Source organism: Desulfobacter sp. (assembly GCA_028768525.1).
Classification (GTDB): Bacteria; Desulfobacterota; Desulfobacteria; order Desulfobacterales; family Desulfobacteraceae; genus Desulfobacter.
Window position 1 is genome coordinate 3664085 of record CP054837.1, and the last position, 26285, is coordinate 3690369.

Below are 26285 nucleotides of genomic sequence, written 5' to 3' on the forward strand. Positions count from 1 at the left end.
CCGGGATACGCATGCTGGAGATCGGGATCAAAGGCGCCGTTTTTTCCCCTTATTTTGCCAATCTAACTTCGCCGGACTATGCCGGCCGGACCGTCCACGATGCCATTGACTGGCACCCCAAGCTGGTGCTCAGGGAAGATGAACGGGCGGAGGATGCCATGTCCGTGAATCTGGACGAGCCTTCTCCTGACGATATTGCCGCCCTCTATGGCCGGGCCCGGGACGCCCAGGCCGAGATCCGGGACTGGGGCGTGAAAAAGCGGCTGGAATTTATCACGGCACTCAAGGCCGTTATCCTCGAACACCAGGAGTATATCCTGGACCGGGTACAGCAGGATACGGGAAAATCCCGGTTTGACGCCATCACCGCGGAAATTTTCGGGGTTCTGGATTTTCTGGATTACCTGGAAAAGAATGCCTTAAAGTTCCTGGGGGACAGGAAGGTGCCCACCCCCTTCGCCCTCATGGGGAAAAAATCCAAGGTTTATTTCGAGCCCCTGGGCACGGCCCTGCTCATTTCCCCCTGGAATTATCCCTTTTACCAGGCCATCGTGCCCATCACCCAGGCCTTTATCACGGGCAATGCAGTGGTGTTCAAACCCTCCTCCGCCACCCCCCTCAAGGGCCTGGTGGAGGAACTGCTGGCCAAGGCGGGGTTCAGGCCCGGCTGGGTCCAGGTGGTTTACGGCAGCGGGGGCAAGGTGGGGGATGCCCTGGTGGACGGGAAACCGGACAAGATTTTTCTCATCGGCAGCCAGACCGTGGGAAAGCATGTGATGGAGAAGGCGGCACGCCACCTTATCCCCGTGGAACTGGAACTGGGGGGAAAGGACCCCATGGTGGTCTTCGACGACGTGAACATCGGACGGGCCGTGGCCGGGGCCATATGGGGGGCATTTACCACCACGGGCCAGTCCTGCACCTCGGTGGAACGGCTTTTTGTCCATGAGGAAATTTACGAAACCTTCAAGGAGACCCTTGTCCGGGAGACCCTGGCTCTGACCCAGGCCCGCAACGATGACGGCGATACCGACATCGGCCCCATGTGCACCCAAAGCCAGGTTGCGGCCATTGCCGCCCAGGTGGCCGATGCCAGGGAAAAGGGGGCAATTTTCCTCACCGGCGGGGACTGGGACGGAAAATCCGAATTTATCCCGCCCATGGTCATTGAGGGGGTGACCCCGGATATGCTCATGGATAAGGAAGAAAATTTCGGGCCGCTGCTGCCCCTCTATTCATTTTCCAGCGAATCCCAGGCCGTTGAACTGGCCAATGACCCGGAATACGGGCTTTCCGCCTCGGTGTGGTCCAAGGATCTGAAACGGGCCGACCGGGTGGCCCGGGCCATTTATACGGGTAATGTCTCCATCAACAACGTCATGCTCACCGAAGGCAACCATGCCCTGCCCTTCGGCGGGGTGGGCAAGAGCGGTTTCGGCCGGTACAAGGGGGAATTCGGGTTTTACGCCTTCACCAATATCAAGGCCATCCTGGTGGATAAGGATTCCGCCAAGATGGAGGCCAACTGGTTCCCCTACACCCGGAAAAAGTACCAGATTTTTTCCGACCTGACCCGGGCCCTCTATTCTCCGGGGAAACTCCGGGGGCTGGTGCTGGGCGCTTACCACGGCCTTCGCCTGGAAACCTATGTGGGCAAGCTGGCCAAAAAGGGGCGGCGGACCTGATCCAGGGACGGTAAGAGGGGGGCTTAAGGGCCCTTTTTGACCGGATCCGTTTATTTCCCCCAGGTGCGGCGGGTGCTGCGCCTGGGGGAATCCGCCTCCCCAGCCGGGAATTCACCTGAACGGGGGGCGGGTGAAGGAGGGATTAGAATTCGATTTCGATTTCCGTTTCCAGGGCCACCATGAGGTGGTCGTCAAAACCTATGAGACTGCCGTCCTGGATATATTTGATCCGGGTGGCCCGGCGTTCCGCCGGGATGGTTTTATCCGGATAATGAAAGATCACCGGGAGGATATCCCCGGATTTGATGGACGCCAGGGCCCTTGAATCCTTTTTGATAAGGGCGAACAAGGGCTCCCGCTCCGTCTGCCGCAGTTTGAACTGAAAATAGATGCCGGGGTCGCTCAGCTGGAATTCAGCACTGGCATAGGCCTTGGCCGGTATTTTTTTACCCTTTATTTTATCCTGTCCGTTCTTCATGGGGTCTCCATCTTTTTTCATCAGTCATTGGTGCTTAACATTTAAATAATGATCTGAATGGGATACCGCAACTTGCATGCCAGAAAATAACTAGGCCGCCTTTAATAATCGTCTTTTGTTTCGATGTCTTCGTTGCAGTAAAATTTTAACCTTCGAAATATTCAATATATTCCTCCGGTTAAAATTTTACTGCGCCTTGAACTCAAACCAGAATCCTTATTATTATAGCGGTTTTCATAAATACGTTCCGTTTGAACTATGCGGGAATCCACAATTCCGTGGGTAGCTCTCTGCCCAATCGGAAATTTATTTTGAGAACCGCTATAGAGATACCCACCAGTTGAATTTATAATGTTCTATGGTTCTGTTGCCCGGGCGGGTTACCAAAAGATCATCCCGGGTTACGAATTTTGCACCTTTTTGTTCCCGTCACCTGCGGCGTTTTCTGAAAAGTCTTTAAAAACAGCGTGTTCCCTTTCTGGCACAGGGCTTGCTCTTATAGTACGGCAGCGTGATGGAGTCACAAATCAAAAAGAATTAAATTTAAGGAGTAAGAAATGAAAATCAAAATCACTTTAATGGCAATCATCCTAGCAGGACTCATGGGCATTCAGGCGGCGGGCTTTGCCGCAGAACAAAAACAGGAAGGCGCTGCCGAAGCTGTTGCCACAGCCGCCGGATATACCCTGGAATATGGAAAGACCGCCGTGGTCAGGGGCGTCATTGAGAAAACCGATGCCGGCCTGTTTCTTCTGGACGGCAAGGGTACCTTTCTGCTCAAGGGCGAAGAGGACCTGAGCAAACTGGTGGGGCAACCCGTTGAAGTAAAAGGCCTGCTAAAAAAAGGAGAAAAAAGCAATATCCTCCTGGTGGAGCAGGTCAAAGTCGTCGAATAAGGATTGGGCGGATATTTATCCAAACATGGATTAAAATAATTATGGAATAGACTCCATGGCAGGCCGGGTGACGCTGCAACGCGTTCCCGGCCTGTCTGCTTTTACGGGGACTGGCCCGGATGAGGGAGCCCTTTGATCCCCGGGCATTTTTCACATGTCAAAAGGCGGCGATGGTGTTTCCGGTTTTGCTCTGGCTGTATCCGGGCAGCAGGGCCAGTTCATCCCGCAGGTCCCGGCTCTGGACCACGTCCAGGATAGTCTGCACCCTGGGATCGGCCATCAGGTCCGCCGGCACCACCAGGTCGCACCTCACCTCGGCCAGGGGGATGAAATCCAGGCCAAAGGCCTCTGCTACCGGGCGAAGTCCCAGGGCCGCATCGGCCATGCCGCAGGCAATCATCTGGGCCCCCTGGTTATGGCCTTTTACCTCAATGTCGTATCCCTGGATGGCCGTGCCCGGTATCCTGGCTTGGGCAAGGAGTCCGTCCATAAGGATGCGCAGGGCCGCCCCCGGCTCCCGGTTAATGAACCGGATTCCGGGCTGGGCAAGATCATCGGCCCCATTGATCCTTAAGGGGTTGCCCCCGGCCACCATCAGTCCCTCCTCCATCATTGAAAATCCGATAATGGTGGCCCCGGTACCTGCCAGTTTTTTACGGGCCAGGGCAACATTGGCCTCTTCACCGGGGCTGTTGTGCAGGTGCATGCCGGCCAGATGGGTTTTGCTTTGAGCCAGGCGGTCGAGGGCTGTATGGGTGGAGGCAAACCTGCATCCCATGCGCAGATTGGGGTCAACCCGGGATGCATGGGCGGCAAGAAGCGAAAATGCCGGATCACAGCCCAGAAGCAATACCGTCGTTTCCAGACCGGCCTCTGAACCGAAAAAACGGATCCGCCCTTTTTTCTTTTCAAACACCCCGTCAGCCGGCCGCAGCTGATTGGGAAAGGAAAATCTGCCGTCCACAGGATAGGCCACCAGCCTGTCACGGACCTTTACCACGGAGACCCGTCCGTCTCCCATGGCTGCATCCTCGCCCATGACCACGGGGCCGGCCGCGTCTGAAGCCGCTTCGTAAAACAGGTCTTCCACCCTGCAGCCGAGATGCCGGGCCAGTTTCAGGGCCACGCCTGTATTGGGCAGGTACTTCCCGGATTCAATATCATAGATGGCCTGGCGTTTCAGTCCCACAAGATCCGCAAGCCCGGTCTGGGATAGTTTTGCCTTCTGCCGGTAGTGTTTTACCCGGTTGATAATTTGGCCCGATGGCGCTGTCATTGGCTGCTTCCCTTTCCTGGATTTTTTATACAGATGTCGTCTAAAAAAATATGTTGACGTTTATAAATTACAATTCTACCATGCTCCTATCTTGTATGCAAGCACAGGAGAACAAGATCGCCGGCAGAATTGAAATACATTTTTGATTAAAGGAGCTGAACATGAAAATCAACCTGGTACGCACGATTATGGCCTCAACCCTTATCCTATTGACCGCCCTTAGCATTCCGGTGCTGGCTGAGACCAATGCGGTCACGGTGTTTGCCGCCGCATCCACCACCAATGCCGTCACCGATATTGCCGCACTTTATAAAACATCCCATAAAATGGACATCCGCCTCTCATTTGCCTCTTCCTCCACCCTGGCCAAGCAGATTGAAAAAGGCGCCCCCGCCGATATCTATCTTTCCGCCAATCCCAAATGGATGAATTATCTGGAGAAACAAGGGGCGATTGTCAAGGAAAGCCGTCAGAATCTCCTGGGAAACCGCCTGGTACTCATTGCACCGGCAGCCTCTTCCGTTAAAACCATAGACGTGGACGGGACGCTGGACCTGGCCGGGCTTTTATCCGACGGACGCCTCTCCATGGGGGACCCCGACCAAGTGCCGGCAGGAATGTACGGTAAAAAAGCCATGGAAAATCTGGGGCTGTGGGGCGGTATCGAGAACAGGATAGCCCGGGCCAAGGATGTCAGGGCCGCCCTGGTACTGGTTGAGCGGGCTGAAGCCCCCCTGGGACAGGTCTATGCCACGGATGCGGCCATCAGCAGCAAGGTAAAGGTGGTCGGTTTTTTCCCCGAGGAGAGCCATCCGAAAATCGTCTATCCCGTGGCCCTTGTGAAAAAAAGCGCGGCGGCAAGGGATTTTCTGGCCTTTGTTCGGTCTGAAGCGGCCGCTGAAATTTTCAAAAAATACGGGTTCAGCATCCGTTGATACAGGGGTTGACATCAATGGAGTGGGAGGCCATCTGCCTCAGCCTCAGGGTCTCCGGCATTGCCGTTGCCGCCAGCCTTCCCGCCGGCATTGCTGCCGCCTATGTTCTGTCCCGGTGTAAATTCCCGGGAAAGGGGCTGGTCGACGGCATCCTCCATCTGCCTCTGGTGCTGCCCCCTGTGGTCACGGGGTATCTGCTGCTGGTGCTGCTGGGCCGCAAGGGCATTGTGGGCGGATTTTTGTATCAATACCTGGGGATCACCCTGGCCTTTACCTGGAAGGGGGCGGCTGTCGCCGCGGCTGTCATGGCATTTCCCCTGCTGGTCCGGGCCGTCCGCCTCTCGGCCGATGCCGTGGACCCGGGGCTGGAAAAGGCCGCAAGAACCCTTGGGGCCGGCCGGATCCGGGTCTTTTTCACGGTTACCCTCCCCCTGATGGTCCCCGGTATCATTACCGGGGTTATTCTGGCCTTTGCCAGAAGCCTTGGCGAATTCGGGGCCACCATCACCTTTGTCTCCAACATCAGGGGGGAAACCCAGACCCTGCCCCTGGCCCTGTACTCCCTTACCCAGGTGCCGGACGGTGAAGCAGGGGCGTTCCGGCTGTGCGTCATATCCGTGCTGCTGGCCATGACCGCCCTGGTCTTTTCCGAGTGGCTTTCCAAACGCTTTGACAGGCTCATGAAAGGATAGTCCCATGCTTGAGGTGCAATTGAAAAAACAGCAGGGCCGCTTTTTCATCAATGCCGGTTTCTCCACGGACCGGGCAGGGGTCACGGCCCTGTTCGGCACCTCCGGTGCCGGCAAAACATCGGTTGTCAACATAGTGGCCGGCCTTTCCCGTCCGGACAGCGGGAAAATCGTCATCGGGAATAGGTGCTGCTTTGATTCTGAAAAAAAGATTGACCTGCCCCCGGAAAAACGGCGCATCGGATATGTGTTTCAGGAAGCCCGGCTTTTTCCCCACCTGAGTGTCCGGGCCAACCTGACATACGGCATGCATCTGCAGAAAAAAGAAGATCTGTACGTGGATTTTGACAGGGTGGTGGATCTGTTGGGCATCAACGGGCTTTTGGACCGTCGCCCGGCAAGGCTATCCGGCGGTGAAAAACAGAGGGTGGCCATCGGCCGGGCGCTTTTGTGCAGCCCCCTGCTTTTGCTCATGGACGAGCCCCTGGCCTCCCTGGACCGGGAGCGAAAGAATGAAGTGCTTCCCTTTATCCGGGATTTAAGCCTCAATTTCAAGGTACCCATTCTTTACGTCAGCCACCAGATGGACGAGATCGTCACCCTGGCCGATCATATGGTGGTCCTGGAAAAGGGAACTGTGGCGTCGGCCGGCCCGGTGGCCAAATATGATATGGCTGTTGGCCCCAGGGCGTTGCAGCCCTTAAAAATCAGGGCTGCCCATGGGGGGTGATAGGCCTTGCTCCGGGGATCGGGGTTAAGGTGCCGGCCGGGTGACGCGCCGGCCTCTCCTCTTATCTTCCCTGGCAGGGGAATATCGCCGCACCCGGGAGACCGCGGCCGGTACGGTCCGTTTCAGCCGCCGTTTCAGGGCCAGCCTGTGAAGATAGGTAAAGGGGGCTTTGGCAACGGCCGGCGGGCTGCCCGGGGGTTTTCTTGCAGAAAAGAGAAGGTCCAGGATATGCAGGGCCGGAATGCCGGACCGGTTCAACGCGCCTGCGCAGCCCGCGCAATAGGTCACAACGGTCCTGCCCCGGGCGGTTTTTTTCCGGGCGGTTGCCCAGGCGCCGGAGAGTTCCGGGTTGATGAATCCAACGGATCCCCCTTCCCCGCAGCACAGGGTCTTTCTTTTTTCATCGGTTGTTTTCCCCACAGGAACATCCATCTTTGAAAGCAGGGACCTGACAGCGTCCTGGACGACCGGGGTATCCCGCATGGGGCAGGGATCATGGATAATGGGCCTGTCGTCCCCGACGCATTGTTTCCCGAGATCCGGTAGCGGGCCCCTGCGGTGGATGATTTCATAAACCGATTCCACTTTTATGCCGGCGGCGTAGGTGGAGAACACCTTATGGCAGTTGGGGCAGGCCACCCACACCCTTTTTACGCCGTTGTCTTTTAAAAAGTCCAGCAGTTCACCGAACATGGCCTTGAAATAGCCCTGCCGGCCCAGATCGTGGCTGGGCTTGCTGCAGCAGTCCAGAACGACACCCAGGGAGGGACGTGCCGATCTCAGGTGTTGGAAAAGGTCCCAGGTGACCTGGGGCCGGGTGCCCGGCAGGGTGCATCCCGGAAAGAATACGGTATCGCAGTTTTCCGGCAGCGCATAATAGGAGAACAGCGGGGAGGTGCCCCGTTTTTCATATCCGGTGATGGTGGAATACCGGGAGAGGTCTGCCCGGCCATCTGATACGGCGGCCCTGCGCAGGGAAAGAAACCACGCCTCGGGATCAAGGCCCTGGGGGCAGACCGTACGGCAGAGCCCGCACAGGCTGCATTCAAAGGCCAGGGCGGCCCTCTGGCACGGTTCCAGATCGGCAATCTCCCGGGGGGTGCCGTACCGGCTTAAAAACGTACACCGGGGCTGGCAGGCCCCGCAGCCGGTGCAGGCCTCCTTGATGGCGGCGCCGGCCGCATCGGCGGCAATGCCCTCCGGGGAGCGGCCGGGCCGGATGGGTGCAGCGGTATCTTCATTTTTCCGCCCTTTTCTCAGGGCGGCGACCAGCCGTTTTGCGGCAAGGGGGAAAAGGCCTATAAGGGCCAGGGATACGGCAAGCTGCCCCGAGATGATGCCGGACAAGGAGTCTATTTGTGCAATCTGGCTGCCGGCATTCACGAAAATAGCCGTGCCGGGCAGCATGCCCAGTTGGGAGACCCAGTAAAAAGTGGTCAGGCGCATGGGGGTCAGCCCCATGACCAGGTTGATGGCGAAAAACGGGATGGCCGGGATCAGGCGCATGGAAAAGAGGTAGAACGCCCCCTCCTCTTCAATGCCCTGGTTGACCCGTTCCAGCCGCCCCCCGAATTTTTCCTGCACCCACTCCCGGAGCAGGTACCGGGAGGTCAGGCAGCCCAGGGTGGCGCCGATGGAACTGGCAAAGGAGACCACCACCGTTCCGGTGATGGTCCCGAAAAGGGCGCCGGCCGCAAGGCCAAGCACTACGGCTCCGGGAATGTTCAGGGCCAGAACCGGAATATAAATGCCAGCAAAAATAGCCACGGAGAGGAGGGGGTGGCGGGCGTAAAATTCTTGAAACATCTCCTGGGACTGCCTCAGGCGGTCGAGGCTGAGGTAGTCGGGCAGTCCCAGCCCGAAACAGGCCCCTACAACGGCCAGGAGAAGTACACATACGGCAATTTTTTTCAGCCGTTGTTTATTGGGTTGCGGCATCACGCCCCTCCAGTGGTATCATCTGCAGGGATCAGTCTTTTTCAACCATCTCTGAATAGGGCCAGCCGCCCATCCCCTTTTCAAGGATCAGGAGCCGGTCCTGGGCAATGCCCTTGCTTTCCAGGTAGTCGTAGCAGCGTTTGGCGCCGCCCTTACCCCTGGGGCAGACCACCACCACCGGTGTGTCGTTTTTTTTCAGGGCGCCCACGGCCCCGTCAAGTTTGGCTTTGTCTGCCCCGGATTTGACGGGATAGGCGTAGGTGGCGATGGAACCGGTGAGATGATGGGCATTGAATTCCTCTTCCACCTGAATATCCACAATGGAGACAGGGGTGCCGGATGCGATCCAGGTTTTTACTTTTTCAGGGGCAACATAATTGTAATTGCCGGCATAGGCCGGCGCTGCCAGAATCATTACCACCAGTACCAGAATTAGTTTTTTCATTCATCTGTCCTTTTTAAACGTGTCAATTTCAGTTTATCTGTTCGGGCAAACCAGGGTACAGGGGGACCGCCCCCCAGGGCAAATACATAATTCCGACGGTTTTTGTTTTTGCTATTGAAAATTTCGATATCCGCTTTGATCAGCGGAAGGGATGCGCCGGCACAGGGCAATTCCCAGGACCATCGGCGGGGAGGGCTATGTAACGGGTTGGTGGCGGGGCGAGGGGCATACAACGGAACCGCCCCCAGGGAGAGGGCGGGGTTACCTGTCCTCGGGAAGGTAAGTGTAGAAGGCATCAATAATGGATTTCATTTCTCCGGATTCCACCATCTCTTTCACCACAGATGCCACACGGTCTTTTTCAGCCATTAACGGTGATTTTTTTGAAATTCCGATATGTACAGCGTTTTTGCCTTCAAAATAATAGACGGCCGGTTCCACTTGATCTGTAATTCCCATTTTCATCATTGTCGTATACCCTGAACGATAACTGTAAATCACTGCATCGATGCGTTTCAACAATAGTTTTTTAAAATTTTGTTCCAGGCTGGATACCGGCTGTATGTTTAAATTTTTATCCTGATCGAAGCGGGGGAAATATTTGGAATGGATCTTTGTCCCTATCTCCAGCCCGTACAAATCCTCATATGCTTGAATCCGGCGGGCTTCCCCCTTTCGCACAAAAAAGACTTTTCGACAGGTTTTCACATAAGGGGGGGACACGAAATGGATGTAAGCCATACGGCTTTCCCGTTTTAAAAGCCCGCCCATGATATCGATTTTACCGGATTTCATGAGAAGAAGACGGCGGGCGAATGGGGCGTATTTCATTTCCAGATTGATATCGAGCTTTTCGCCAACCCGTTGCATGATTCTGGATACGATGCCGCTGGCATGCTCCCTGGAAAGCCCGCTTTGATATGTTTGTGCTGAAACAGGCGAGATCCCTGCCGCCGTCAGCGAGATCCCCAAAAAAATAAATCCGATTAAATAAATCTGCCGTTGAGTCATTTCTTAGCTATCGGCTGATGCGCCGGCACAATTTAAAATTATTTGTATTCAGCCGGCCTGATGCCGTATTTCTTGATTTTATAATGGATGGCCCGCTTGCTGATGTTGAGCAGGTCGGCCGCCGTCTTCTGAACCCCCCGGGTCTCTTTCAGGGCCCGGATAATGGTGTTTTTTTCACTCTCTTCAATGGAGAATCCCCGCTGGCCCAGGGATCGGTCCTCGGCGGTTTCCCGGACGGGTTCAAGCTGTAGGTCCTGGGGCCGTATGGTGCTGTTCCGGCAGAGGATGGCCCCGGCCTCGATGCAGTTTTTCATTTCCCTGATATTGCCCGGCCAGGGATGAGATCTGAGCACTTCCATGGCCGCCGTTGAAATCCGCACCGGATCAAGCCCCTGGGAACGGACATATTTATCCGCGAAAAATGTCGCCAGTTCGGGAATATCTTCGCTACGCTCCCTCAGGGCGGGGACGGTCAGGGTGATGCCCTTGAGCCGGTAATAGAGGTCCTGGCGGAAGGTGCCGGCCTCAATGGCCTCTCCCAGGTCGGCATTTGTCGCGGCGATGACCCGGGCGTCCACTGCTTTTTCCGCCACGGCGCCCACCTGGCGAATTTTTCCCTCTTCCAGGAAGCGCAGCAGCCGGCACTGCATGTCATGGGAGATATTTCCGATTTCATCCAGGAACAATGTGCCTTTGTCCGCGGTCTCGATCAGGCCCTTCTTGTCCTTAACCGCATGGGTGAATGCCCCTTTGAGGTGGCCGAACAATTCGCTTTCCAGGGTGCCGGGCGGGGTGGACCCGCAGTCCACCACCACATAAGGCCGGCTGTCCCGGTTGCTGAGTCTGTGGATCAGGGCGGCGATGCGTTCCTTACCCACGCCGCTTTCCCCCAGGATCAGCACATTAACCGGAGTATCGGCCACCTTTTGGATGACGGGATAGAGGGCGGCCATGGCCGGGCTCTTTCCCCAGATAAATTCATCGGTCCCGCTGCCGGGGGTGCCCCGGCCGTTTGTACGGGGCTTGGGCCCTCCGGTTTTTGAGGACAGTATTTCATTGATCTTGGCGATCAGTTCCCGGCCGTCAAAGGGTTTGGAAATATAGTCTGCCGCCCCCAGCTTGATGGCATCCACGGCATCGGGAATGGTGCCGTAGGCCGTAAGGAAGATGACGGGCAGGTCGGCCCGGATTTCCTGGAATTCCCCTTCCCGGATCTCCCTGAACAGGTCAGTTCCGCTTTTCCTGGGCATTTTTACATCCGAAACCATGAGGTCCACGGCCCGGCTTTTGAGGATTCTGGCGGCCCCGGCCGCATTACCTGCCTTGAATACCTCAAAGCCGGCCGCCTCCAGCCTGGCCTCCAGTACATCAAGAATGCTGGCATCATCATCCACAATCAGTATCTTTGCCTGGCGCTTCATTGGGTTTTCCTTTTTTCCCGGCGTTCCTGGTCGATGTTTTCCAGCACGGTGATCTGGTGTTTCAGGGTGGCCACCTCCTTTTCCAGGGCTTTGATCTTCTGTTTCAGCTGGTGCTGCCTGGCCTGGCTCTTTTGGGCGCTTTTATCGGCCTTTTTGTCCGCCTTTTCCATGAGGGCGCTGCCGTGGCGCAGGGCGCGTATCAGTGGAACGGGATTTTCGTCGCTGAAGTCCAGGCCCGCGCGCCGGTCCATGGCAGAGAGGGCGGCGGCAAACTCCTCCGCATTTTTGGCAGTGGCCATGCCGGTGCAGGCCAGGGCGTATACCGCCGACACTTCGCTGGTCTCCTGGGCGCGGCCCGGTGAGAGGGGGCCCTTGAGGTGGCGGCATCCGGCCGTGGTTGCTGCAAAAAATAAAAGTATGAGAACGGCTGCCCGTCGGCGCCATGACCTCTTTTTTCTGGTGTGGCGGTTCATTGGGTATTTCCTTTGTACACCGGCAGGGTAAAGGTGAAGGTGCACCCCTTGTCCGGATTGTTTTTTACAGAGATTCTCCCGCCGTGGTCCCGGATGATGTGGCGGGCGATATTCAGTCCCAGGCCCACCCCGTCCAGATTTTTCCGGGTTTCCTCGGCCCTGTAGTATTTTTTAAAGATCAGCCCCTGTTTTTCCGGCGGGATGCCCGGCCCGTCGTCGGATACGGTAAATGCCAGGAAACCGTCATCCCGGTCCGGACCCAGGGCCACCGCCACCCTGCCGTGTTCCGGGGCGAATTTCAGGGCATTGCCGATGAGGTTCAGCAGGACCCGGATGATTTCCTTTTTTTCACCCAGTATACGCAGGGGCGGCCCCGGCAGGGCCCCATCCTTTGACATGGGATCCTGCCGGGACTGTGTCATAAAATCCGCCGGGGCGTAGGACAGCGCCACCCCCCTCAGTTCTGCGGCCGGCCCGAGGGCATGCACCGCTTCCTTTACCAGGGCGTCAGGGTCAATGGGGGCGGGCTGCCTGGGTTCCGCCCCCAACACCGAGGTGTCCAGAAGGTGGTTCAAAAGTGAGGTGATCCGGGTGATTTCCCTGGAGGCGATTTTCAAAAATTTTTTCTGTTTTTTGTTCACCGGTCCCAGTACCTCTTCGACAATCATGTTCACCGACTCCCGGATGGAGGACAGGGGGGTTCGGATCTCATGGCTGAGGCTGGCGATGAAGTCCGACCGGATATCCTCATCCGCCTTGAGCTGGCGGCTCATGTCGTTAAATGCGCCTGCCAGTTCCTCAAATTCGTCGTTGGAGGCGATGTGGATCTGGTGGGAGTAGTTGTCCCGGGAAACCTGTTTCAGCCCGGCCTTGAGTTTGTTCAAGGGAGAGATCATGGAGCGGGAGATAAAAATGATGCCGGCCAGGCCGGCGAGAATGGAGATGCCGAATCCGATGATGCCGTTTTTAACGATCTGACGGCTCTGGGTGTTGATGCGGATAAGGGCCTGCTCAATCTCTGCCTCGTTGGCCTGTCTGGCTTGGCTGATCTGGTCAATCCACCGGGATACCAGGCCGTCATCTGTCCACTGCCCGGCGTCATCCATGAGTGCGGTTTTGGCATGGAACCGGGTAAACGGTTGATAGGTGCTGCTGATATGCTGCCAGGGGCCGGAGGCTTGGCCCTCCCGGGAAACCAGGCCGAGAATCCGGTTCAGGTCCCGCTCATAGGCCCGGCGGGCCGCTTCAAATCCTTCAAAATACAACTCTTTTTTCAGCAGCCTGAATTTTTTCTCATTGACATCCATTTCCACCAGGTTATCCAGGATATTTTTGGACAGGGCCGCAATACGGTTGTTCAGGCCCACAATCCTGGCGGAGGTGGCGGACATTTCCCTGACTTTTATGGAAAGGCCGAACACGGTGCCGTAGAAGATCAGGATAAACAGGGAAAAGAAGATAAAGAGCTTTTTTGAAATGCCAAGTCTCATGGTAGAGCTGTCCCTTGGATAGGCCTGCACCTGGTATTCAGGTTACAGCGTCTCTTTTAATACCTCTTCAACGGTTTCGTCGGTGGTGATTACCAGCGGCTTTCTTTCACGGACGGATGTGGCGGCGGGAGCGTTTTTCCTGGCAACGCTCAGGGCGCCGGTGCCCGAAGAGATGACCCAGTTTTCCAGTTCAAAGTTCATGTACAGGATTTCGGGCATGGCCCCGAGTGCTTTTCCCAGGTTCTCCACCTCTTCATTTGCCATTTCCTGCCCGTTGATTTTCAGCAATTGTCCTGAGAACCAGGCGGTCTTGCCGGAAAAGGAATAGGTGAGCTGTCGAAGATCTGCGCCGTGGCTGACAAGTATCCGCTTGATTTTCTGATTGATCTCATATCGGGTTGGTTTCTGTTTCATACAGGGCGGTATGATAGAAGTGATGGGGGGAGAAGTCAACCCTCATTGTCCAGAACCCGCCGGACCATTCTGGCCAGCTTGGCCCCTTCCACGGGCTTGAGAAGGAATCCTTTCACCCCCAGGGCCTCTGCCCGGCCCCGTTCCGGGGGATCGGAAAAGCCGGTGCAGATGATGACAGGCAGGTCCGGGCGCAGGGCCAGAACCGCCTCGGCCAGGTCGGCACCGGTCATCTCAGGCATGGCCATGTCTGTGATGAGCAGGTCGAAGCCATGGGGATCTGATTTAAAGAGGGAGAGGGCATCCGGGCTGGAGACCCGGTCGGTGACCCGGTAGCCCAGCCGGGAGAGCAGCCGTCTTTCAATGACGGTGATGGCGGGGTCGTCATCCACCAGCAGGATGCGCTCGCTGCCCCTGTGGCGGGCCTTTTTTTCGGGGGCAGGGGGGGATGGTGCTGGATCAGGGACCGCATCCGTCTGGGGAAGATAGACTTTAAAACAGGTCTCATGCCCGGGCCGGCTGTTGACCCTGATATCCCCGCCGTGTTCCCTGACAATGCCGTAAACCGTTGCCAGGCCCATTCCCGTGCCCTTGCCGTTGGGTTTGGTGGTAAAATAGGGATCGAAAATTTTGTCCATAATATCGGGGGAAATTCCACTGCCCGTATCCGAAACCGCCAGGCAGGCGTATGCCCCCGGGGGAAGGGAAAAAAAGGGGTGGTCGCTGGGTTGGATTTTCACCTGTTCAAGGCGGACGGATATTTTGCCGCTGTTGGTCCCAATGGCCTGGTAGGCATTGGTGATTAAGTTCATGGTCACCTGGTGGAGCTGGACCGGGTCCGCCATGATGTGTCCGGCCCGGTTGGAAATGTCGGCGGTCAGCTCTATTTGTGAAGGGATGGTGGAGCGGCAGAGTTTGGTCACCTCCTTGAGGATGGCCGGAAAGAATACCGGCTGTTTTTTCCGTTTTGACCGCCGGCTGAAGGAAAGAATTTGCTTGACCAGGCCGCTGCCCCGCTGAACTGCGGAAATGATTTCCTCAATGGTATCGTATTCGGGGCTGCCCGGGACCAGGTCGTCCAAAAGCAGTTCCGCCACGCCGCCGATGGAAAAGAGGATATTGTTGAAATCGTGGGCGATGCCACCGGCCAGGGTGCCGATGGCCTCCATTTTCTGGGCCTGCTGGAGCTGGTCCCGAAGCGTTTCCTTTTCCTTTTCCGCTTCTTTTACCGGGGTCAGGTCCACGTCAATGCAGAACATTTCCCTCCCCGAGGTGGTTGTCAGCATCACATGGGATGAGAATACCGGCACATCCGCTCCGGATTTATGCCTGAGCACCAATTCGCCGGCTGGTATTTTTATCCCCCGCTCCAGCCACTGCCCGTGGAGTTCTATCACCCCTTCCCGCATGGGATCCGGGATGATGAGGTCCTCGAGCTGCCTGCCCAGGGCCTCGGCTTCGGTATACCCGTACAGCTTTTCACTGGCCTGGTTCCAGAAGATGACCCGCCGGTGTTCGTCATAGCCCTGGATGGAGATTTCTTCGACATCTTCGATGATTTCCCGGAAGCGTATATCGCTTTCTGCCTGGGGCTTGGCCCGGCCCGGTTGGCCATTGCCATCCCTGCCCGGTTTCAGTGACTGGATGTAGGCATCCCTCTCCTGGACCTGTTGCTCCAGGCGGGCAATACGATGCATCAGTTCGTCGTGGCTTGGATTATGGCTCATAACCTGCTCCCCTCATGGTTGTGAAGCGGGGCTGATTTTTGAATCTATTGAAGTATACGTCTAAGGCGCGGGGTAAATCAACTCCCAATTGATAAAATTTCTTTTTGTTGACAGAGGATTGCGGGAGTGTATTTTAGATCAGATCAAAACAGACAACCCCAGGGGGATAAGGTGAATCCAAAGACCTATGTCATTGCCTGCGCCGTATTGGCCGTTGATATGAAATCCCATGCCCGCGAACGGGGAATGGACCTTGAGTTCAAATTTCTTGAGGCCGGGCTGCACAACAATCCCAGACTGCTGAAAGAAAAGCTCCAGAAGGCCATTGACGACATATCGGCCAAAGGGGACGGGGACCGGATTATCATCGGATACGGGGTCTGCGGCAAGGGCACCATCGGGGTCAGGGCCAGGCAGATTCCCCTGGTGATACCCAAGGTTCATGATTGCATCGCTCTGTTCCTGGGCGGTGACCGGGCATATAAGGACCAGTTTCAGAAATTCCCCGGCACCTACTATCTGTCCGCGGGCTGGTGCCAGGAAAATACAGAGCCCATGTCCCAGCGCCGGCAGCGGGTCTGGATGGGATCGGAAAAGGTGGTTTATGACGATCTTTTAAATTCCCACGGCAAAGAGACTGCCGACACCACTTTTGCGTTTTTCAATTCCTGGCAGAAAAATTACCAGCGGGCCGCTTACATCGAAACAGGGGCCGGGCAGGCCTCAAAATATGAGAAACAGGCCAGGGAGATGGCCCGCGCCTACGGCTGGGCCTACGAAAAAATCCAGGGCAGCCACGCCCTGATCGGCAAAATGATGACGGCGGACCGGACCGACGGCCAGATCCTTTTTGTGCCGCCGGACCATGTGATCGGATTTGATGCCATCACCGCCACTTTATCGGCCAGGCCCCTGTGGAAGCAGGGGGGCGTGGAACTCAAGGAAAAAGAGGTGGTCGTGGTGGACGGGGAGGCACCGGAAGATGCCCCCTATGTCAGGCTGGGCCTGGGCATTGATGCCGGGGGCACCTATACCGATGCCGTGATTTATGATCTGGAGGAGGGGGCGACCCTGTGCAAGGCCAAGTCGTTGACCACCAAATGGGATTTTACCCTCGGCATTTCCCGGGCCCTGGCGAAGCTGGACCGGGATCTTCTGGAACAGGTGGAACTGACCGCCCTTTCCACCACTTTGGCCACCAATGCCATTGTGGAAAACGAGGGGCAGAAGGTGGGGATGATTCTCATGCCGCCGGCGGGGGCCGGCGAGGAGATCCCCCATGATCCCAAAGCCGTGGTCCAGGGGGAACTGGATATTTCAGGGGCGGAGCGGGTGCCCGTCGACCGGGCCCAGGTGGCGGCCGTTGCCGGGAAAATGGTCCGAAGCCAGGGGGTGACCGCCTTTGCCGTTTCCGGCTATGCCGGCTCCATCAATCCGGCCCAGGAACTTGAGGTGAAGGCCGTTATTGAGGCGGAGACCGGCTGCTTTGTGAGCTGCGGCCATGAGCTTTCGGACAGTTTGAATTTCAAAACCCGGGCCGTCACCGCCATGCTCAACGCCCGGATCATCCCGAGGCTGGCCAGCCTGCTCAAGGATCTTGAAACTGTTTTGGCCGATTGCGCCATCCATTCCCCCATCGTGGTGGTGAAGGGGGACGGCACCCTCATGGGGGCGGAGATGGCCAAGGAACGGCCCGTGGAGACCATTTTGTCGGGCCCTGCCGCCAGTGTGGCCGGCGCCCGCCACCTCACCGGCATCACCGACGCTTTGGTGGTGGATATGGGCGGCACCACCACGGACACGGCCGGACTCACGGACAACCAGGTCCGGCTCAACCAGAACGGTTCCAATGTGGGCGGCCACCGCACCCATGTAAAGGCCCTGGACATAAGGACCTGCGGCCTGGGCGGCGACAGTCTCATCCTGTTTGAAAAAGGGGCGTTTCTGATCGGCCCCCGGCGGGTGGCGCCCATGGCCTGGCTGGGGGCGAACTTTCCCCAGGCCCGGGCGACCATGGACTATATGGGACGGAACCTGAACCGGTATACGGCTTCCACCCGGAAGATGCAGGTGCTGGTCTTTACCGGGGCGGTCAAGGATTTTTCCCCAACGCCCCTGGAAGAAAAAATTCTGGCCCGCCTGCAGGAACGCCCCATGGCCATTGACGAGCTGGCCGCTGCCACCGGTGTCCTTTCCGAACACAGTCTGCCCCTGGACCGGCTGGAGGAAAATTTTATGATCCAGCGCTGCGGCCTGACCCCAACGGATTTGCTGCACATTACAGGGCAGTTCGGGCGGTGGGACAGGGAATACGCCGGGGAATATGCCGGATTCTTCGCCTTTCTCTCGGGAAAGGAGGTGGGGGAAATGGTATCGGGGCTGATGGACCAGGCCACCCGGATGCTTTCGCTGGAGTTACTCAAACGGCAGCTGGATGAGGAGATCGAACCCGATGCCATGGAAGACTGCCCGGTCTGCCGGACCCTGTTGGACAACCTGATGGCCGGGGGGAATGCCCAGTACCGGGTGGCCCTGGAGCTGAAACGGCCGGTCATCGGAATCGGCGCCCCCATCCAGTATTTTCTGCCCGGGGCGGCGGCCCCCCTGGGGGCTGAGGCCGTCTTGCCCGGGGATGCGGATGTGGCCAACGCCATCGGCGCCGTGACCTCGGAAGTGATGGTCAGACGGCAGCTTTCAATTATTCCGGGGGCCGGCGGGTTTGTCATTGAAGGGATACGGGACAACCGGCGGTTCAAGGACTTTGAGGCGGCAGACGAATTTGCCCGGGAAGAATTGGTCCGGATGGTAAGGGCGCTGGCCCTGCAGGCCGGCACCTCCTGCACCCGGGTGGTTCTGGAAACCCATGACCGGATTCCCAAAACCGCTTCGGGTGATCCGGTCTTCATGGGCAGAATCATCCAGGGCACCCTCACCGGCCGGCCCGACCGGGTGGTGAAACAGCCGGTGGCAGAGGTTTTAGCTGTTGATCAAGGGGGGCGCTGATTCATTGCAAAAAGTGACGGGGGTGGTTTCCCTTTCAGGAAAAAAATCCGGCAGAAGGCCGTACGGCAATATCACCCACCGGGTTTACCCATGCGTCATACCCGGCCTTTTCAAGGGCCTCCACTCCCCCTTGGGTATACCCTTTTTTTCGCATCTCCCGCCACAGCAGGGCGTTCTTTTCCAGGAACCGGTTGGGCGGCATCTCTTTTTGGGGAAATTGTAAAAAACCGTCGGGTTTGCGCTTGCAGCAGCCGTGGTATTCCAGCAATTGGTCCAGATCCGCGCTGAAACGCGGCCAGAAGGAGGGAGAGGAACGGAGGGTGCCCAATAGTTCAGCCAGCAGAAGGGTTTCAGGATCGTTGTCATGGATGGAGAACCAGGGCATGATGGCTATATGGCCAAGATTATCCAGACTGAAAGCGAATTCGCGGAGCACCAGGCGGTCCCTGTTTTTTTCATACACCATATACCTGTCCTGTATGCCAAAGCTGTTGGTTCCGATGATCAGCAGTCCCCTGTTCTCTAAATGGCCTTTGATGTGGTACAGCATTTTTTTTCTCACATCCGGGCTGAAATAAAGGAAAAGATTCATACACCGGAAGACCTTGGCGGTCATGGGCGTTAATGCCATTAGATCTGATTTTATGAATTTCAGGTTATCTGTCTCGAAATCCATGATGTGATTGCGTATGAGCGTGTTTCCATGGGCTTCAACCCGTTCAGAAGAGAGGGGATCACCATTCCGCAACTGCGGAAAAAGCGTTCTGAAAAGCTGGCTGAATCGATTCTGTATGCGTTTGGTGTCCGCGTATAAGGCCTTTCCGGCGACCGCCATTGAGGGGTGAACGTAAAGAAATTTTCCCGCCCGGTCGAAACAAGCGTATTGCCCCTCGGTGTCGTACACGACGTAGTCTGCAAATGAACGGTCCACGCCATAGATTTGCCAGTCCGGGAACCTGTACGCCGTTTCGATTGTTGTCACCGGCGGAAAGCCGCATCCGATATCCATGAAAATATTCTGCCCCTTACCGGCGGGGAAATTTTGGGCGGCGATATAGTCGTCAAGTTTTCTGTGGCGCCCCGGTGTGGTGATCGGCGGGATATGTCCGCCCCAGGCCCCTGGCAGGATGCTTGGGAGCGTTGCGGACAGCCAGCGGATGAGAAGGGGATTGAACTGGGTGATGGAATATCCGGACCGCCTCATCAGATCCAGGAGGCGCAGGATTGCCCCCCGGGCCTCAGGCGGCAGTTCAGACAGGGAAACGGCTCCGGCCAAATGCCGGGGAAATCCTGTCCCCAGAAATTTTTCCGCCAGCATATCAAAAGATGTCTCTTTGGGAGCTTCCATTTTTACCTCCAGCTTTTGTGTTTATCCTGAAGCCGGCGTTCACAGGATTGGGAAATGGCAGGCCAGGCGGTGTCCGGGTTCTATTTCACGGAATACCGGCGCCCTTTGGGCACACAGGGGTTCCGCCCTGGGGCACCGGGTACGGAACCTGCACCCGGAAGGCGGATCAGCGGGGGAGGGCGTTTCGCCTGTCAGCATGTTCTGCCCAGCCGGCAAATGGTTTGGGTCGGGGGTTGGAATGGCGCTGAACAAGGCCCGAGTATAGGGATGGAAGTGGCGTTGGTACAATTTTTCAGACGGGGCCTCCTCGCAGAATTTGCCGAGATACATCACCAAAATCCTGTCGCAGATATTCTTTACCACGGCAAGATCATGGGATATGAACAGAATGGTTAGCCCGCGCTCCTTTCTCAAGGTTTCCAGCAGGTTTATGATCTGTGCCTGGATCGACACATCAAGGGAGGAAACCGGTTCGTCGCATACCAGAAGTTCCGGATCTGCCATCAGGGCTCTGGCGATCTGGATGCGCTGGCACTGCCCCCCGGAACACTGGAAGGGGCGGAGATGCGCTGTCCCCGTATCAAGGCCGACGGAGAGCAGCATTTGCCGGACGCGGCGTTCTCTTTCACCAGGGTGTTTTACGCCAATGACCTTGAGGGGGGCGGTCAGGGTGTCCATGATCGTCCGCCGGGGATTCAGCGATGAAACAGAATCCTGGAATATCATCTGAAACCGGGGCCGCAACTCTTGTAACCGTTTTTTGTCCGCCCGGGCCAGATCCTCTCCGTTAAACAGGATGCGGCCTGAGGCCGGCCTGGGAAGCTGCATAACCGCCCGGGCAATGGTGGATTTGCCGCACCCGGATTCACCGACCAGCCCCAGGGCCTCCCCTGCGGCAATGTCAAAACTGGCATCTGAAACCGCCTGGATCCTTTTCCGGCCGTCGTGCCTGAATGTGACGGTCAGTCCCTTTACCTGGAGTAAGGCCCGTGTCATTGTGCTGCCCCGCGTACCGGATACCAGCAGGCAAACAGATGGCCCTTCCGGCTGCCGGATGATAAGGGCGGGGCCTGCCGGGTGCACCGGTTTTGTGCCCGGGGGCAGCGGGGGGCAAAGCTGCACCCCCCGGGCAGGTTCCGGAGATCCGGGGACTGGCCTTCAATGGAATTCATCGGTGTGTGCGGAGGGGTTTCAAGGGGCGGAATGGAATTCATCAGGGCTTGGGTGTAAGGCATGCGCATGGATGAAAACAATTCCCGGGCCGGGGCCTGTTCAACAAACCGGCCGGCGTACATGACCGCAATATCATCGGTTCTGCCGGCCACCACGCCGAGGTCATGGGTGATAAGGATCATTGACATTTGATTTTCAGCCTGCCTTCGGCCCAGAAGATCCAGTATTTCCGACTGGACCGTCACATCAAGGGCCGTTGTGGGCTCGTCCGCAATCAGCAACTGGGGATCGCAGGCCAGGGCAATGGCGATGGCCACCCGCTGGCGCATGCCCCCTGAAAGCTGGTGGGGGTATTGGCGGATCCGTTGCCCGGGGTTGGGAATTCCAACGGAATCCAGCAGTGCCACGGAACGGTCCCGGGCCCTGTTTTTTTTCATTCCCAGATGATGGATCAGGGATTCGGCGATCTGATAACCGATGGTCATCACCGGATTCAAAGAGGACATGGGGTCCTGGAAGACCATGGCAATCCTGCGTCCCCTGACCCTGTTCAGGCGGGGAGCGCCACGCTTGTTCAAGTCCTGGCCGTCAAAAAGAATTTTGGATTTTTCGGAGACGTATGCGGTTTTCGGCAGCAGGTGTAAGATACTCCTGGCCAGGATACTTTTTCCGCTTCCGGATTCACCCACAATGCCAAGGCTTTTCCCCCTGTGCAGGTTAAAGGAAACATGGTCGACCGCCTGTACCGTTCCGTGAACCGTTGCAATGGTCGTGACCAGTTCCCGTACGGATAAAAGGGGCGTTGGCAGGTCTTCAGTCCGGCCGATCATAATTGCCCGCCCTTTGAATCAAAGAGCCCCCTGAGTGCATCCCCCGCCAGGTTCAGCGAAAGCACCGTCAGAAACATTGCCATGGCCGGGAAAAAACTGATGTGGCCGGCATTGCCAAGTACCTCTTTGCCCTCGGCAATCATCCCGCCCCAGCTGGGAACGGGGGCGGGGACACTTAACCCCAGAAAGCTTAAGGTGCCTTCCGCGACAATCATGTATGAGGCCACGAACAGTGCATAAACGGCCAGGGACGGAAGGATGTTCGGCAGGATATCCCGGATGAGGATATAAAGGTCCCCCTGCCCGATCATCCGTGATGCCCGGATAAAATCCCGCCGGGACATGGTCAGGGTGTTTGCCCTGGCCACCCTTGAAAAAGAGGGGATGGTTAAAAATCCCAGGGCCGCAATAATATTGGCCAGGTTTTGTCCCAGGTAAAATGTAATGGCAAGGATCAGGACCAGTCCGGGAAAGGCCAGAATGGTATCCATGGCCGCCATGATACAGGTGTCCAGACGCCCCCGGTAATATCCCGCCAGCATCCCGAGGCTCCCGCCGGCCGCAAGGCCGATGACCGGCGGTATGACCCCCACAAGGAGAGAGACCCGGGCCCCGAATATGATCCGGGTGAAGATATCCCTGCCCATGGTGTCGCTTCCGAAAAGGTAGACAAAGGGGCCGGATTGAATTCGACCTTCAGCCCCCGGCGGGACGGCCGGGTTCATCCAGTCCATGGCATCGTATTCCTGCAAGGGCAGCAGATCCGCGAAAAGGGCGCAGAACACCACAAGGGCGATCCACATCATGGACAGCCAGAACCCAACCCCTAAATTTCCCCAATTGGGTGCGGGGCCGCCCATAATGAATTTTATTTGTTGATCCGGTTTCAACCGTCCCCCATTCTCACCTTGCCCCTGACAGCCGGATGCGGGGATCAAGTATGGTATATAAATGGTCAACCAGGAAATTGACACTCACATAGCCGACGCTGATAAAAAGGATGCATCCCTGGACCATGGCAAAATCCCGGCTGAAAATGGAACTGACTAAGAGCCGGCCGATACCGGGCAGGGCAAAGATGATCTCAACGACCACTGCTCCCCCGATCAGGTGCCCGATGTGGATGCCCAAAAGGGTTACCAGGGTCAGGGATGAGGGCCGGAGCGCGTGTCTGAAAAGGATATGGAATGCCGGCAGCCCCTTGGATTTTGCCATGAGGACAAAATCCTCCTGGAGTGTGGCGATCATGTCGCTTCTCAGCACCCGCATAAAGGGCACCCATTCCACCATGGCAATGCACAGTGACGGAAGGACAAAGGACCTGAGATTGGCCCCTATGCCGTCGGATATGGGGGTGTATCCGGTGGCCGGCAGCCATTGCAGTTTGACGGCAAAAATATAGATCAGGACAAGGCCCATGACGAACACCGGAATGGATATCATGGCAAAGGCAGCGGAACCCAGGGCATTGTCCATCGCTGTTCCGGGCTTACAGGCGCAGAGTATCCCCAAAGGAACGGCAAGGACCAGGGCCGCCAGCTGAGACAGCACCATGAGTTCCAGGGTGACGGGCAGCCTGGACAACAGGGCGTCCAGCACCGGTTCCTGGGTGCGGAAGGATTTCCCCAGGTTTCCCCTGGCAAGATCCGCAAGCCAGCCGCCATACCGGAGGATGACAGGCCTGTCCAGGCCGAGTTCTTCCCGGATCGCCTGAATATCTTCCGGTGTGGCCTCTTCTCCGGCGATCTCATAGGCCACATCTGCCGGCAGAGCGTCCACCATGACAAATGTGATGGCCGTAACCGCCAGAATAACCCCCAAAAGGCGGATGAGTTTTTTAACGGTGGTGGTGACGGTGGTTTTCAAACCGTGTCCTTTTATTTTTCAATCCAGGCATTGGATATATCAATGACACCGTCGCGGATCTCCGGTATCCCCTTGATGGCCTGGTTTGCAATGATATGCATCCTGCGTCCGCCGCGGTAGAGCAGGGGGGCATCCGCGTTGAGCTGTTCTGCGATATGGCATAGAATCTTTTTGCGGCGTTGGGTGTCGGTTTCCGTCTGCTGGGCCATGAGCAGTTCATCCATTTTGGGATTGTCATAGCCGGCGGCATTGATGCGGCTTGCCGAATAAAAATATTTATGAAGATAGGGGCCGAAATCCGTCATGGGCGGAATGCGCCAGGATGATATATTGTAATTTTTTGAGAAGACACGCTTGACAATGGGAGAGATATCCATCCCCTTTGTTTTGACGGTGACGCCGATGCTTTTGCAGAACTGCTGGAGCATCAGGCCAAATTCCCGGCCGCGTTTTGTATTGGTGTGGATGCATTCGATTTCAACCGGTTTCCCATATTCTTTGATCAGTGATTTCGCCTTTTCAAGGTCATGGGGTCTGTAGCCCGCATCCCCGCACGATATTTCTTTCCCAAAGGGGTGGTGCGCCAGGGGAATGGAATTTTTGTAACTCATCTGTACGTATACGGCCTGGTCCCATGCATGGGCAATGGCCCTGCGGACACGGGGATCATCCAAAGGCGGTTTTGTGGTGTTGATTAAAGCGGTTTCCGCCCCGCTGGCATCTCCCTGAAAATGGACCAGGGAAGGATTTTTCCGGGCTTGTTCAATAATATGCCCGCGATCCATGAAAATTACGTCAATCTGTCCGGATTCCAGGCTTGCGAACCGGGTTTGGTGGTCCGGGACAACCTTGAACAGGATTTGATCAAGATAGGGTTTGCTTTTTTGCCAGTAGTGCGGGTTTTTCTTTACGACAAACCGGTCTCCTGATTTCCATTCTTTAAAACTGAACGGCCCGGTTCCCACGGGCGCCCTGGACTGGGTATCCTCTTCAAGGGCCTTGGGAGACATGACATAGCTGTACAATGCCCGCGTATCTGTCAGGATCTTGGGAAATGGCAGCCAGATATGGGACAGTTTGAATTGGACGGTAAAGGCGTCCTTTTTTTCCACCGAGAGGACCGGGGCGATTGAGGCGCGGCCCCTGAATTTGTTTTCCGGATTCAGGAGCCGGGACCAGTTGTATACCACCGCATCCGCGTTAAAGGGCGTCCCGTCATGGAACGATACCCCCTGCCGCAGGGCAATGGTCCATGTCTTTCCGTCTTTTGACGCGGTGGCGGAAAGGGCGAGCACAGGGACCAGATTCCCCTCTGGGTCCGTGTCAAACAGCCGTTCATGTATGGTGCTGTTGGCAATGGCGCCGCAGATGCTCAAGGCATTGATCTTCAGCGGATCAAACCCGCGGAAATCGTTTTCCGACCCGAAGGTCAATGTACCGCCGTGACTGGCCCCGGCCGCCTTTGCCGGCTGGGGCTGTAACCCGGCCTGAATGCAGGCCCAAAACAACAGGCCGAAAAGGATGCAATAAAATTTTACACGTCCTACCCTGGCAGCTTTGGTCTTGTAATTATCCATGCGAACCTCTCCTATGGGGAATCATGGGTGCACTAGGGCCCCGGAAGCCTGTAATGACCTCTTCCCTTTGATGTTAAAAGCAGGCGCGCCAACAATGGTTATAAAATTGCCTGAACTATAGTTTTCCTAAGGGTTGAAAATGTTCATCCAGGAACGAAATATCGTCGTCACGGTTGTCATAGGCGTTTTGATACCCTTTCAATATGGCCCGGCTGCTGACCGTCAGGTATGTTTCAATGGATTCATTATCCGTTAACAATTTTCCGACGCCCTTGCTTACCGTTGTGGCCACGCCCTGGACGAAAATCGCCCTTGAGTAACGGATCAGCCTGCGCTGTCCCGGGCTGAGCCCTATAAAGCCCTGGTATCCGCTGAGACGGGTGGTGAGAAAGTCCCAGTGTTCCTGCATCATCCTGCGCTCCAACGCGGGGTTTCGTCCGTCCAGCATACACGCGAAAAGCCGGCTGTTGTCCCTTGCAAAGCAGACATATCCGATGGCCTGGTCAATCCAGGCGTCACCGGTATATTGCTTTGACTCATAGGTGTTGACCCGTTCCCATGCTTTTTGGATCACCGCGTCTTTAAGTGTCTCCAGGTTTTCAAAATTGGAATACACAGGCATGGTGGAGCACCCCATATGTTTGGCCAAGGCTGTTATGGACAGCTTTTTCCAACCATTTTCTTTTACCATATCAAGCGCGGCTTCAAGAAAGTCATTGCGTGTTAAATGGGTCTTTTTCGGCATAGAATTCCCTGATGGTTTTTGAATAGAGGGTCTATAATAGATAGTCTATATAACTATTTTTCTTGTCAGTCAAGAGGGTTACGGTAAAAATTTGTTCTGGGAGGCAGGCTGATGCGGATGGTTGGTTAAACGAAAGGG

23 protein-coding genes are annotated in these 26285 nt (G+C 56.5%); 6 read left to right on the plus strand and 17 right to left on the minus strand.

Annotated features, from left to right (window positions below):
• Positions 1–158 precede the first annotated feature (158 nt).
• Positions 159–1685, plus strand: a complete 1527-nt coding sequence (locus HUN04_16295) for an aldehyde dehydrogenase family protein (protein ID WDP93316.1) — start codon at positions 159–161, stop codon at positions 1683–1685.
• 142 nt (positions 1686–1827) lie between these two features.
• On the opposite strand, the gene HUN04_16300 is transcribed toward HUN04_16295, so the two are convergent.
• On the minus strand, positions 1828–2163 hold the full coding sequence (locus HUN04_16300) for a hypothetical protein (protein WDP91173.1): 336 nt from the start codon (positions 2161–2163) through the stop codon (positions 1828–1830).
• 557 nt (positions 2164–2720) lie between these two features.
• Here HUN04_16300 and HUN04_16305 point away from each other — a divergent pair.
• Positions 2721–3059 carry a hypothetical protein gene (locus HUN04_16305; protein ID WDP91174.1) on the plus strand — a complete coding sequence of 113 codons (339 nt, stop codon included), beginning with the start codon at positions 2721–2723 and terminating at the stop codon, positions 3057–3059.
• 157 nt (positions 3060–3216) lie between these two features.
• On the opposite strand, the gene HUN04_16310 is transcribed toward HUN04_16305, so the two are convergent.
• The gene (locus HUN04_16310) at positions 3217–4335 is read right to left on the minus strand and encodes a helix-turn-helix domain-containing protein (GenBank protein WDP91175.1); all 1119 of its coding nucleotides are present in this window, start codon (positions 4333–4335) and stop codon (positions 3217–3219) included.
• 161 nt (positions 4336–4496) lie between these two features.
• Here HUN04_16310 and modA point away from each other — a divergent pair, with 161 nt between their 5' ends.
• From modA to modC, 3 genes are read left to right on the plus strand one after another with little or no spacing between them, the layout of a single operon-like run.
• Complete coding sequence (gene modA / locus HUN04_16315; protein ID WDP91176.1) at positions 4497–5270, plus strand: molybdate ABC transporter substrate-binding protein; 774 nt, start codon at positions 4497–4499, stop codon at positions 5268–5270.
• A gap of 17 nt (positions 5271–5287) precedes the next feature.
• Entirely contained in the window at positions 5288–5962 is a 675-nt protein-coding gene (modB, locus tag HUN04_16320; protein WDP91177.1) for a molybdate ABC transporter permease subunit, read from the plus strand.
• A gap of 4 nt (positions 5963–5966) precedes the next feature.
• A complete protein-coding gene (modC, locus tag HUN04_16325; protein WDP91178.1) occupies positions 5967–6689 on the plus strand; it encodes a molybdenum ABC transporter ATP-binding protein in 723 nt (240 codons plus the stop codon).
• Between the two features lie 24 nt (positions 6690–6713).
• Here the strand turns inward: modC and HUN04_16330 are convergent, their stop codons facing one another.
• The 8 genes from HUN04_16330 to HUN04_16365 all read right to left on the minus strand — a co-directional run bounded on the left by HUN04_16330 (position 6714) and on the right by HUN04_16365 (position 15605).
• Positions 6714–8627 (minus strand): VTT domain-containing protein, encoded by a 1914-nt coding sequence (locus HUN04_16330; GenBank protein WDP91179.1) that lies wholly within the window; start codon positions 8625–8627, stop codon positions 6714–6716.
• 31 nt (positions 8628–8658) lie between these two features.
• Entirely contained in the window at positions 8659–9072 is a 414-nt protein-coding gene (locus HUN04_16335; protein ID WDP91180.1) for a rhodanese-like domain-containing protein, read from the minus strand.
• Between the two features lie 261 nt (positions 9073–9333).
• Entirely contained in the window at positions 9334–10044 is a 711-nt protein-coding gene (locus HUN04_16340; protein WDP91181.1) for a transporter substrate-binding domain-containing protein, read from the minus strand.
• Between the two features lie 77 nt (positions 10045–10121).
• Positions 10122–11504, minus strand: coding sequence for a sigma-54-dependent Fis family transcriptional regulator (locus tag HUN04_16345; GenBank protein WDP91182.1), 1383 nt, complete (start codon positions 11502–11504; stop codon positions 10122–10124).
• Positions 11501–11977 carry a hypothetical protein gene (locus HUN04_16350; protein WDP91183.1) on the minus strand — a complete coding sequence of 159 codons (477 nt, stop codon included), beginning with the start codon at positions 11975–11977 and terminating at the stop codon, positions 11501–11503. The genes HUN04_16345 and HUN04_16350 overlap by 4 nt, the downstream gene beginning before the upstream one ends.
• Positions 11974–13368 (minus strand): HAMP domain-containing histidine kinase, encoded by a 1395-nt coding sequence (locus HUN04_16355; protein WDP93317.1) that lies wholly within the window; start codon positions 13366–13368, stop codon positions 11974–11976. Before HUN04_16355 ends, HUN04_16350 begins: the two co-directional genes overlap by 4 nt.
• A 141-nt stretch (positions 13369–13509) precedes the next feature.
• Positions 13510–13881 carry a hypothetical protein gene (locus HUN04_16360; protein WDP91184.1) on the minus strand — a complete coding sequence of 124 codons (372 nt, stop codon included), beginning with the start codon at positions 13879–13881 and terminating at the stop codon, positions 13510–13512.
• Positions 13882–13916: 35 nt separating this feature from the next.
• Entirely contained in the window at positions 13917–15605 is a 1689-nt protein-coding gene (locus tag HUN04_16365; GenBank protein WDP91185.1) for a response regulator, read from the minus strand.
• A gap of 219 nt (positions 15606–15824) precedes the next feature.
• On the opposite strand from HUN04_16365, the gene HUN04_16370 reads away from it, so the two are divergent.
• Positions 15825–18608 carry a DUF1638 domain-containing protein gene (locus HUN04_16370; protein ID WDP93318.1) on the plus strand — a complete coding sequence of 928 codons (2784 nt, stop codon included), beginning with the start codon at positions 15825–15827 and terminating at the stop codon, positions 18606–18608.
• A 34-nt stretch (positions 18609–18642) separates the two neighbouring features.
• On the opposite strand, the gene HUN04_16375 is transcribed toward HUN04_16370, so the two are convergent.
• The 7 genes from HUN04_16375 to HUN04_16405 form a co-directional block, all read right to left on the minus strand.
• The gene (locus tag HUN04_16375) at positions 18643–19956 is read right to left on the minus strand and encodes a hypothetical protein (GenBank protein ID WDP91186.1); all 1314 of its coding nucleotides are present in this window, start codon (positions 19954–19956) and stop codon (positions 18643–18645) included.
• A 39-nt stretch (positions 19957–19995) separates the two neighbouring features.
• Complete coding sequence (locus HUN04_16380) at positions 19996–20952, minus strand: ATP-binding cassette domain-containing protein (GenBank protein WDP91187.1); 957 nt, start codon at positions 20950–20952, stop codon at positions 19996–19998.
• Entirely contained in the window at positions 20949–21938 is a 990-nt protein-coding gene (locus tag HUN04_16385; GenBank protein ID WDP93319.1) for an ABC transporter ATP-binding protein, read from the minus strand. Before HUN04_16385 ends, HUN04_16380 begins: the two co-directional genes overlap by 4 nt.
• A gap of 17 nt (positions 21939–21955) precedes the next feature.
• On the minus strand, positions 21956–22849 hold the full coding sequence (locus HUN04_16390) for an ABC transporter permease (GenBank protein WDP91188.1): 894 nt from the start codon (positions 22847–22849) through the stop codon (positions 21956–21958).
• 13 nt (positions 22850–22862) lie between these two features.
• Positions 22863–23741, minus strand: a complete 879-nt coding sequence (locus HUN04_16395) for an ABC transporter permease (protein WDP93320.1) — start codon at positions 23739–23741, stop codon at positions 22863–22865.
• Between the two features lie 95 nt (positions 23742–23836).
• Positions 23837–25402, minus strand: a complete 1566-nt coding sequence (locus HUN04_16400) for a hypothetical protein (GenBank protein ID WDP91189.1) — start codon at positions 25400–25402, stop codon at positions 23837–23839.
• A gap of 115 nt (positions 25403–25517) precedes the next feature.
• Positions 25518–26147: a TetR/AcrR family transcriptional regulator gene (locus HUN04_16405; protein WDP91190.1), complete on the minus strand. Its 630-nt coding sequence runs from the start codon at positions 26145–26147 to the stop codon at positions 25518–25520.
• Positions 26148–26285 lie beyond the last annotated feature (138 nt).

Coding starts and splice junctions, on each gene's coding strand:
- HUN04_16295 (WDP93316.1), top strand. CDS start 159: ATGTCCGTGAATCTGGACGAGCCTTCTCCTGACGATATTGCCGCCCTC.
- HUN04_16300 (WDP91173.1), bottom strand. CDS start 2,163: ATGAAGAACGGACAGGATAAAATAAAGGGTAAAAAAATACCGGCCAAG.
- HUN04_16305 (WDP91174.1), top strand. CDS start 2,721: ATGAAAATCAAAATCACTTTAATGGCAATCATCCTAGCAGGACTCATG.
- HUN04_16310 (WDP91175.1), bottom strand. CDS start 4,335: ATGACAGCGCCATCGGGCCAAATTATCAACCGGGTAAAACACTACCGG.
- modA (WDP91176.1), top strand. CDS start 4,497: ATGAAAATCAACCTGGTACGCACGATTATGGCCTCAACCCTTATCCTA.
- modB (WDP91177.1), top strand. CDS start 5,288: ATGGAGTGGGAGGCCATCTGCCTCAGCCTCAGGGTCTCCGGCATTGCC.
- modC (WDP91178.1), top strand. CDS start 5,967: ATGCTTGAGGTGCAATTGAAAAAACAGCAGGGCCGCTTTTTCATCAAT.
- HUN04_16330 (WDP91179.1), bottom strand. CDS start 8,627: ATGCCGCAACCCAATAAACAACGGCTGAAAAAAATTGCCGTATGTGTA.
- HUN04_16335 (WDP91180.1), bottom strand. CDS start 9,072: ATGAAAAAACTAATTCTGGTACTGGTGGTAATGATTCTGGCAGCGCCG.
- HUN04_16345 (WDP91182.1), bottom strand. CDS start 11,504: ATGAAGCGCCAGGCAAAGATACTGATTGTGGATGATGATGCCAGCATT.
- HUN04_16350 (WDP91183.1), bottom strand. CDS start 11,977: ATGAACCGCCACACCAGAAAAAAGAGGTCATGGCGCCGACGGGCAGCC.
- HUN04_16355 (WDP93317.1), bottom strand. CDS start 13,368: ATGTCCGCCACCTCCGCCAGGATTGTGGGCCTGAACAACCGTATTGCG.
- HUN04_16360 (WDP91184.1), bottom strand. CDS start 13,881: ATGAAACAGAAACCAACCCGATATGAGATCAATCAGAAAATCAAGCGG.
- HUN04_16365 (WDP91185.1), bottom strand. CDS start 15,605: ATGAGCCATAATCCAAGCCACGACGAACTGATGCATCGTATTGCCCGC.
- HUN04_16370 (WDP93318.1), top strand. CDS start 15,825: ATGAAATCCCATGCCCGCGAACGGGGAATGGACCTTGAGTTCAAATTT.
- HUN04_16375 (WDP91186.1), bottom strand. CDS start 19,956: ATGGAAGCTCCCAAAGAGACATCTTTTGATATGCTGGCGGAAAAATTT.
- HUN04_16380 (WDP91187.1), bottom strand. CDS start 20,952: ATGACACGGGCCTTACTCCAGGTAAAGGGACTGACCGTCACATTCAGG.
- HUN04_16395 (WDP93320.1), bottom strand. CDS start 23,741: ATGGTGGACGCTCTGCCGGCAGATGTGGCCTATGAGATCGCCGGAGAA.
- HUN04_16400 (WDP91189.1), bottom strand. CDS start 25,402: ATGGATAATTACAAGACCAAAGCTGCCAGGGTAGGACGTGTAAAATTT.
- HUN04_16405 (WDP91190.1), bottom strand. CDS start 26,147: ATGCCGAAAAAGACCCATTTAACACGCAATGACTTTCTTGAAGCCGCG.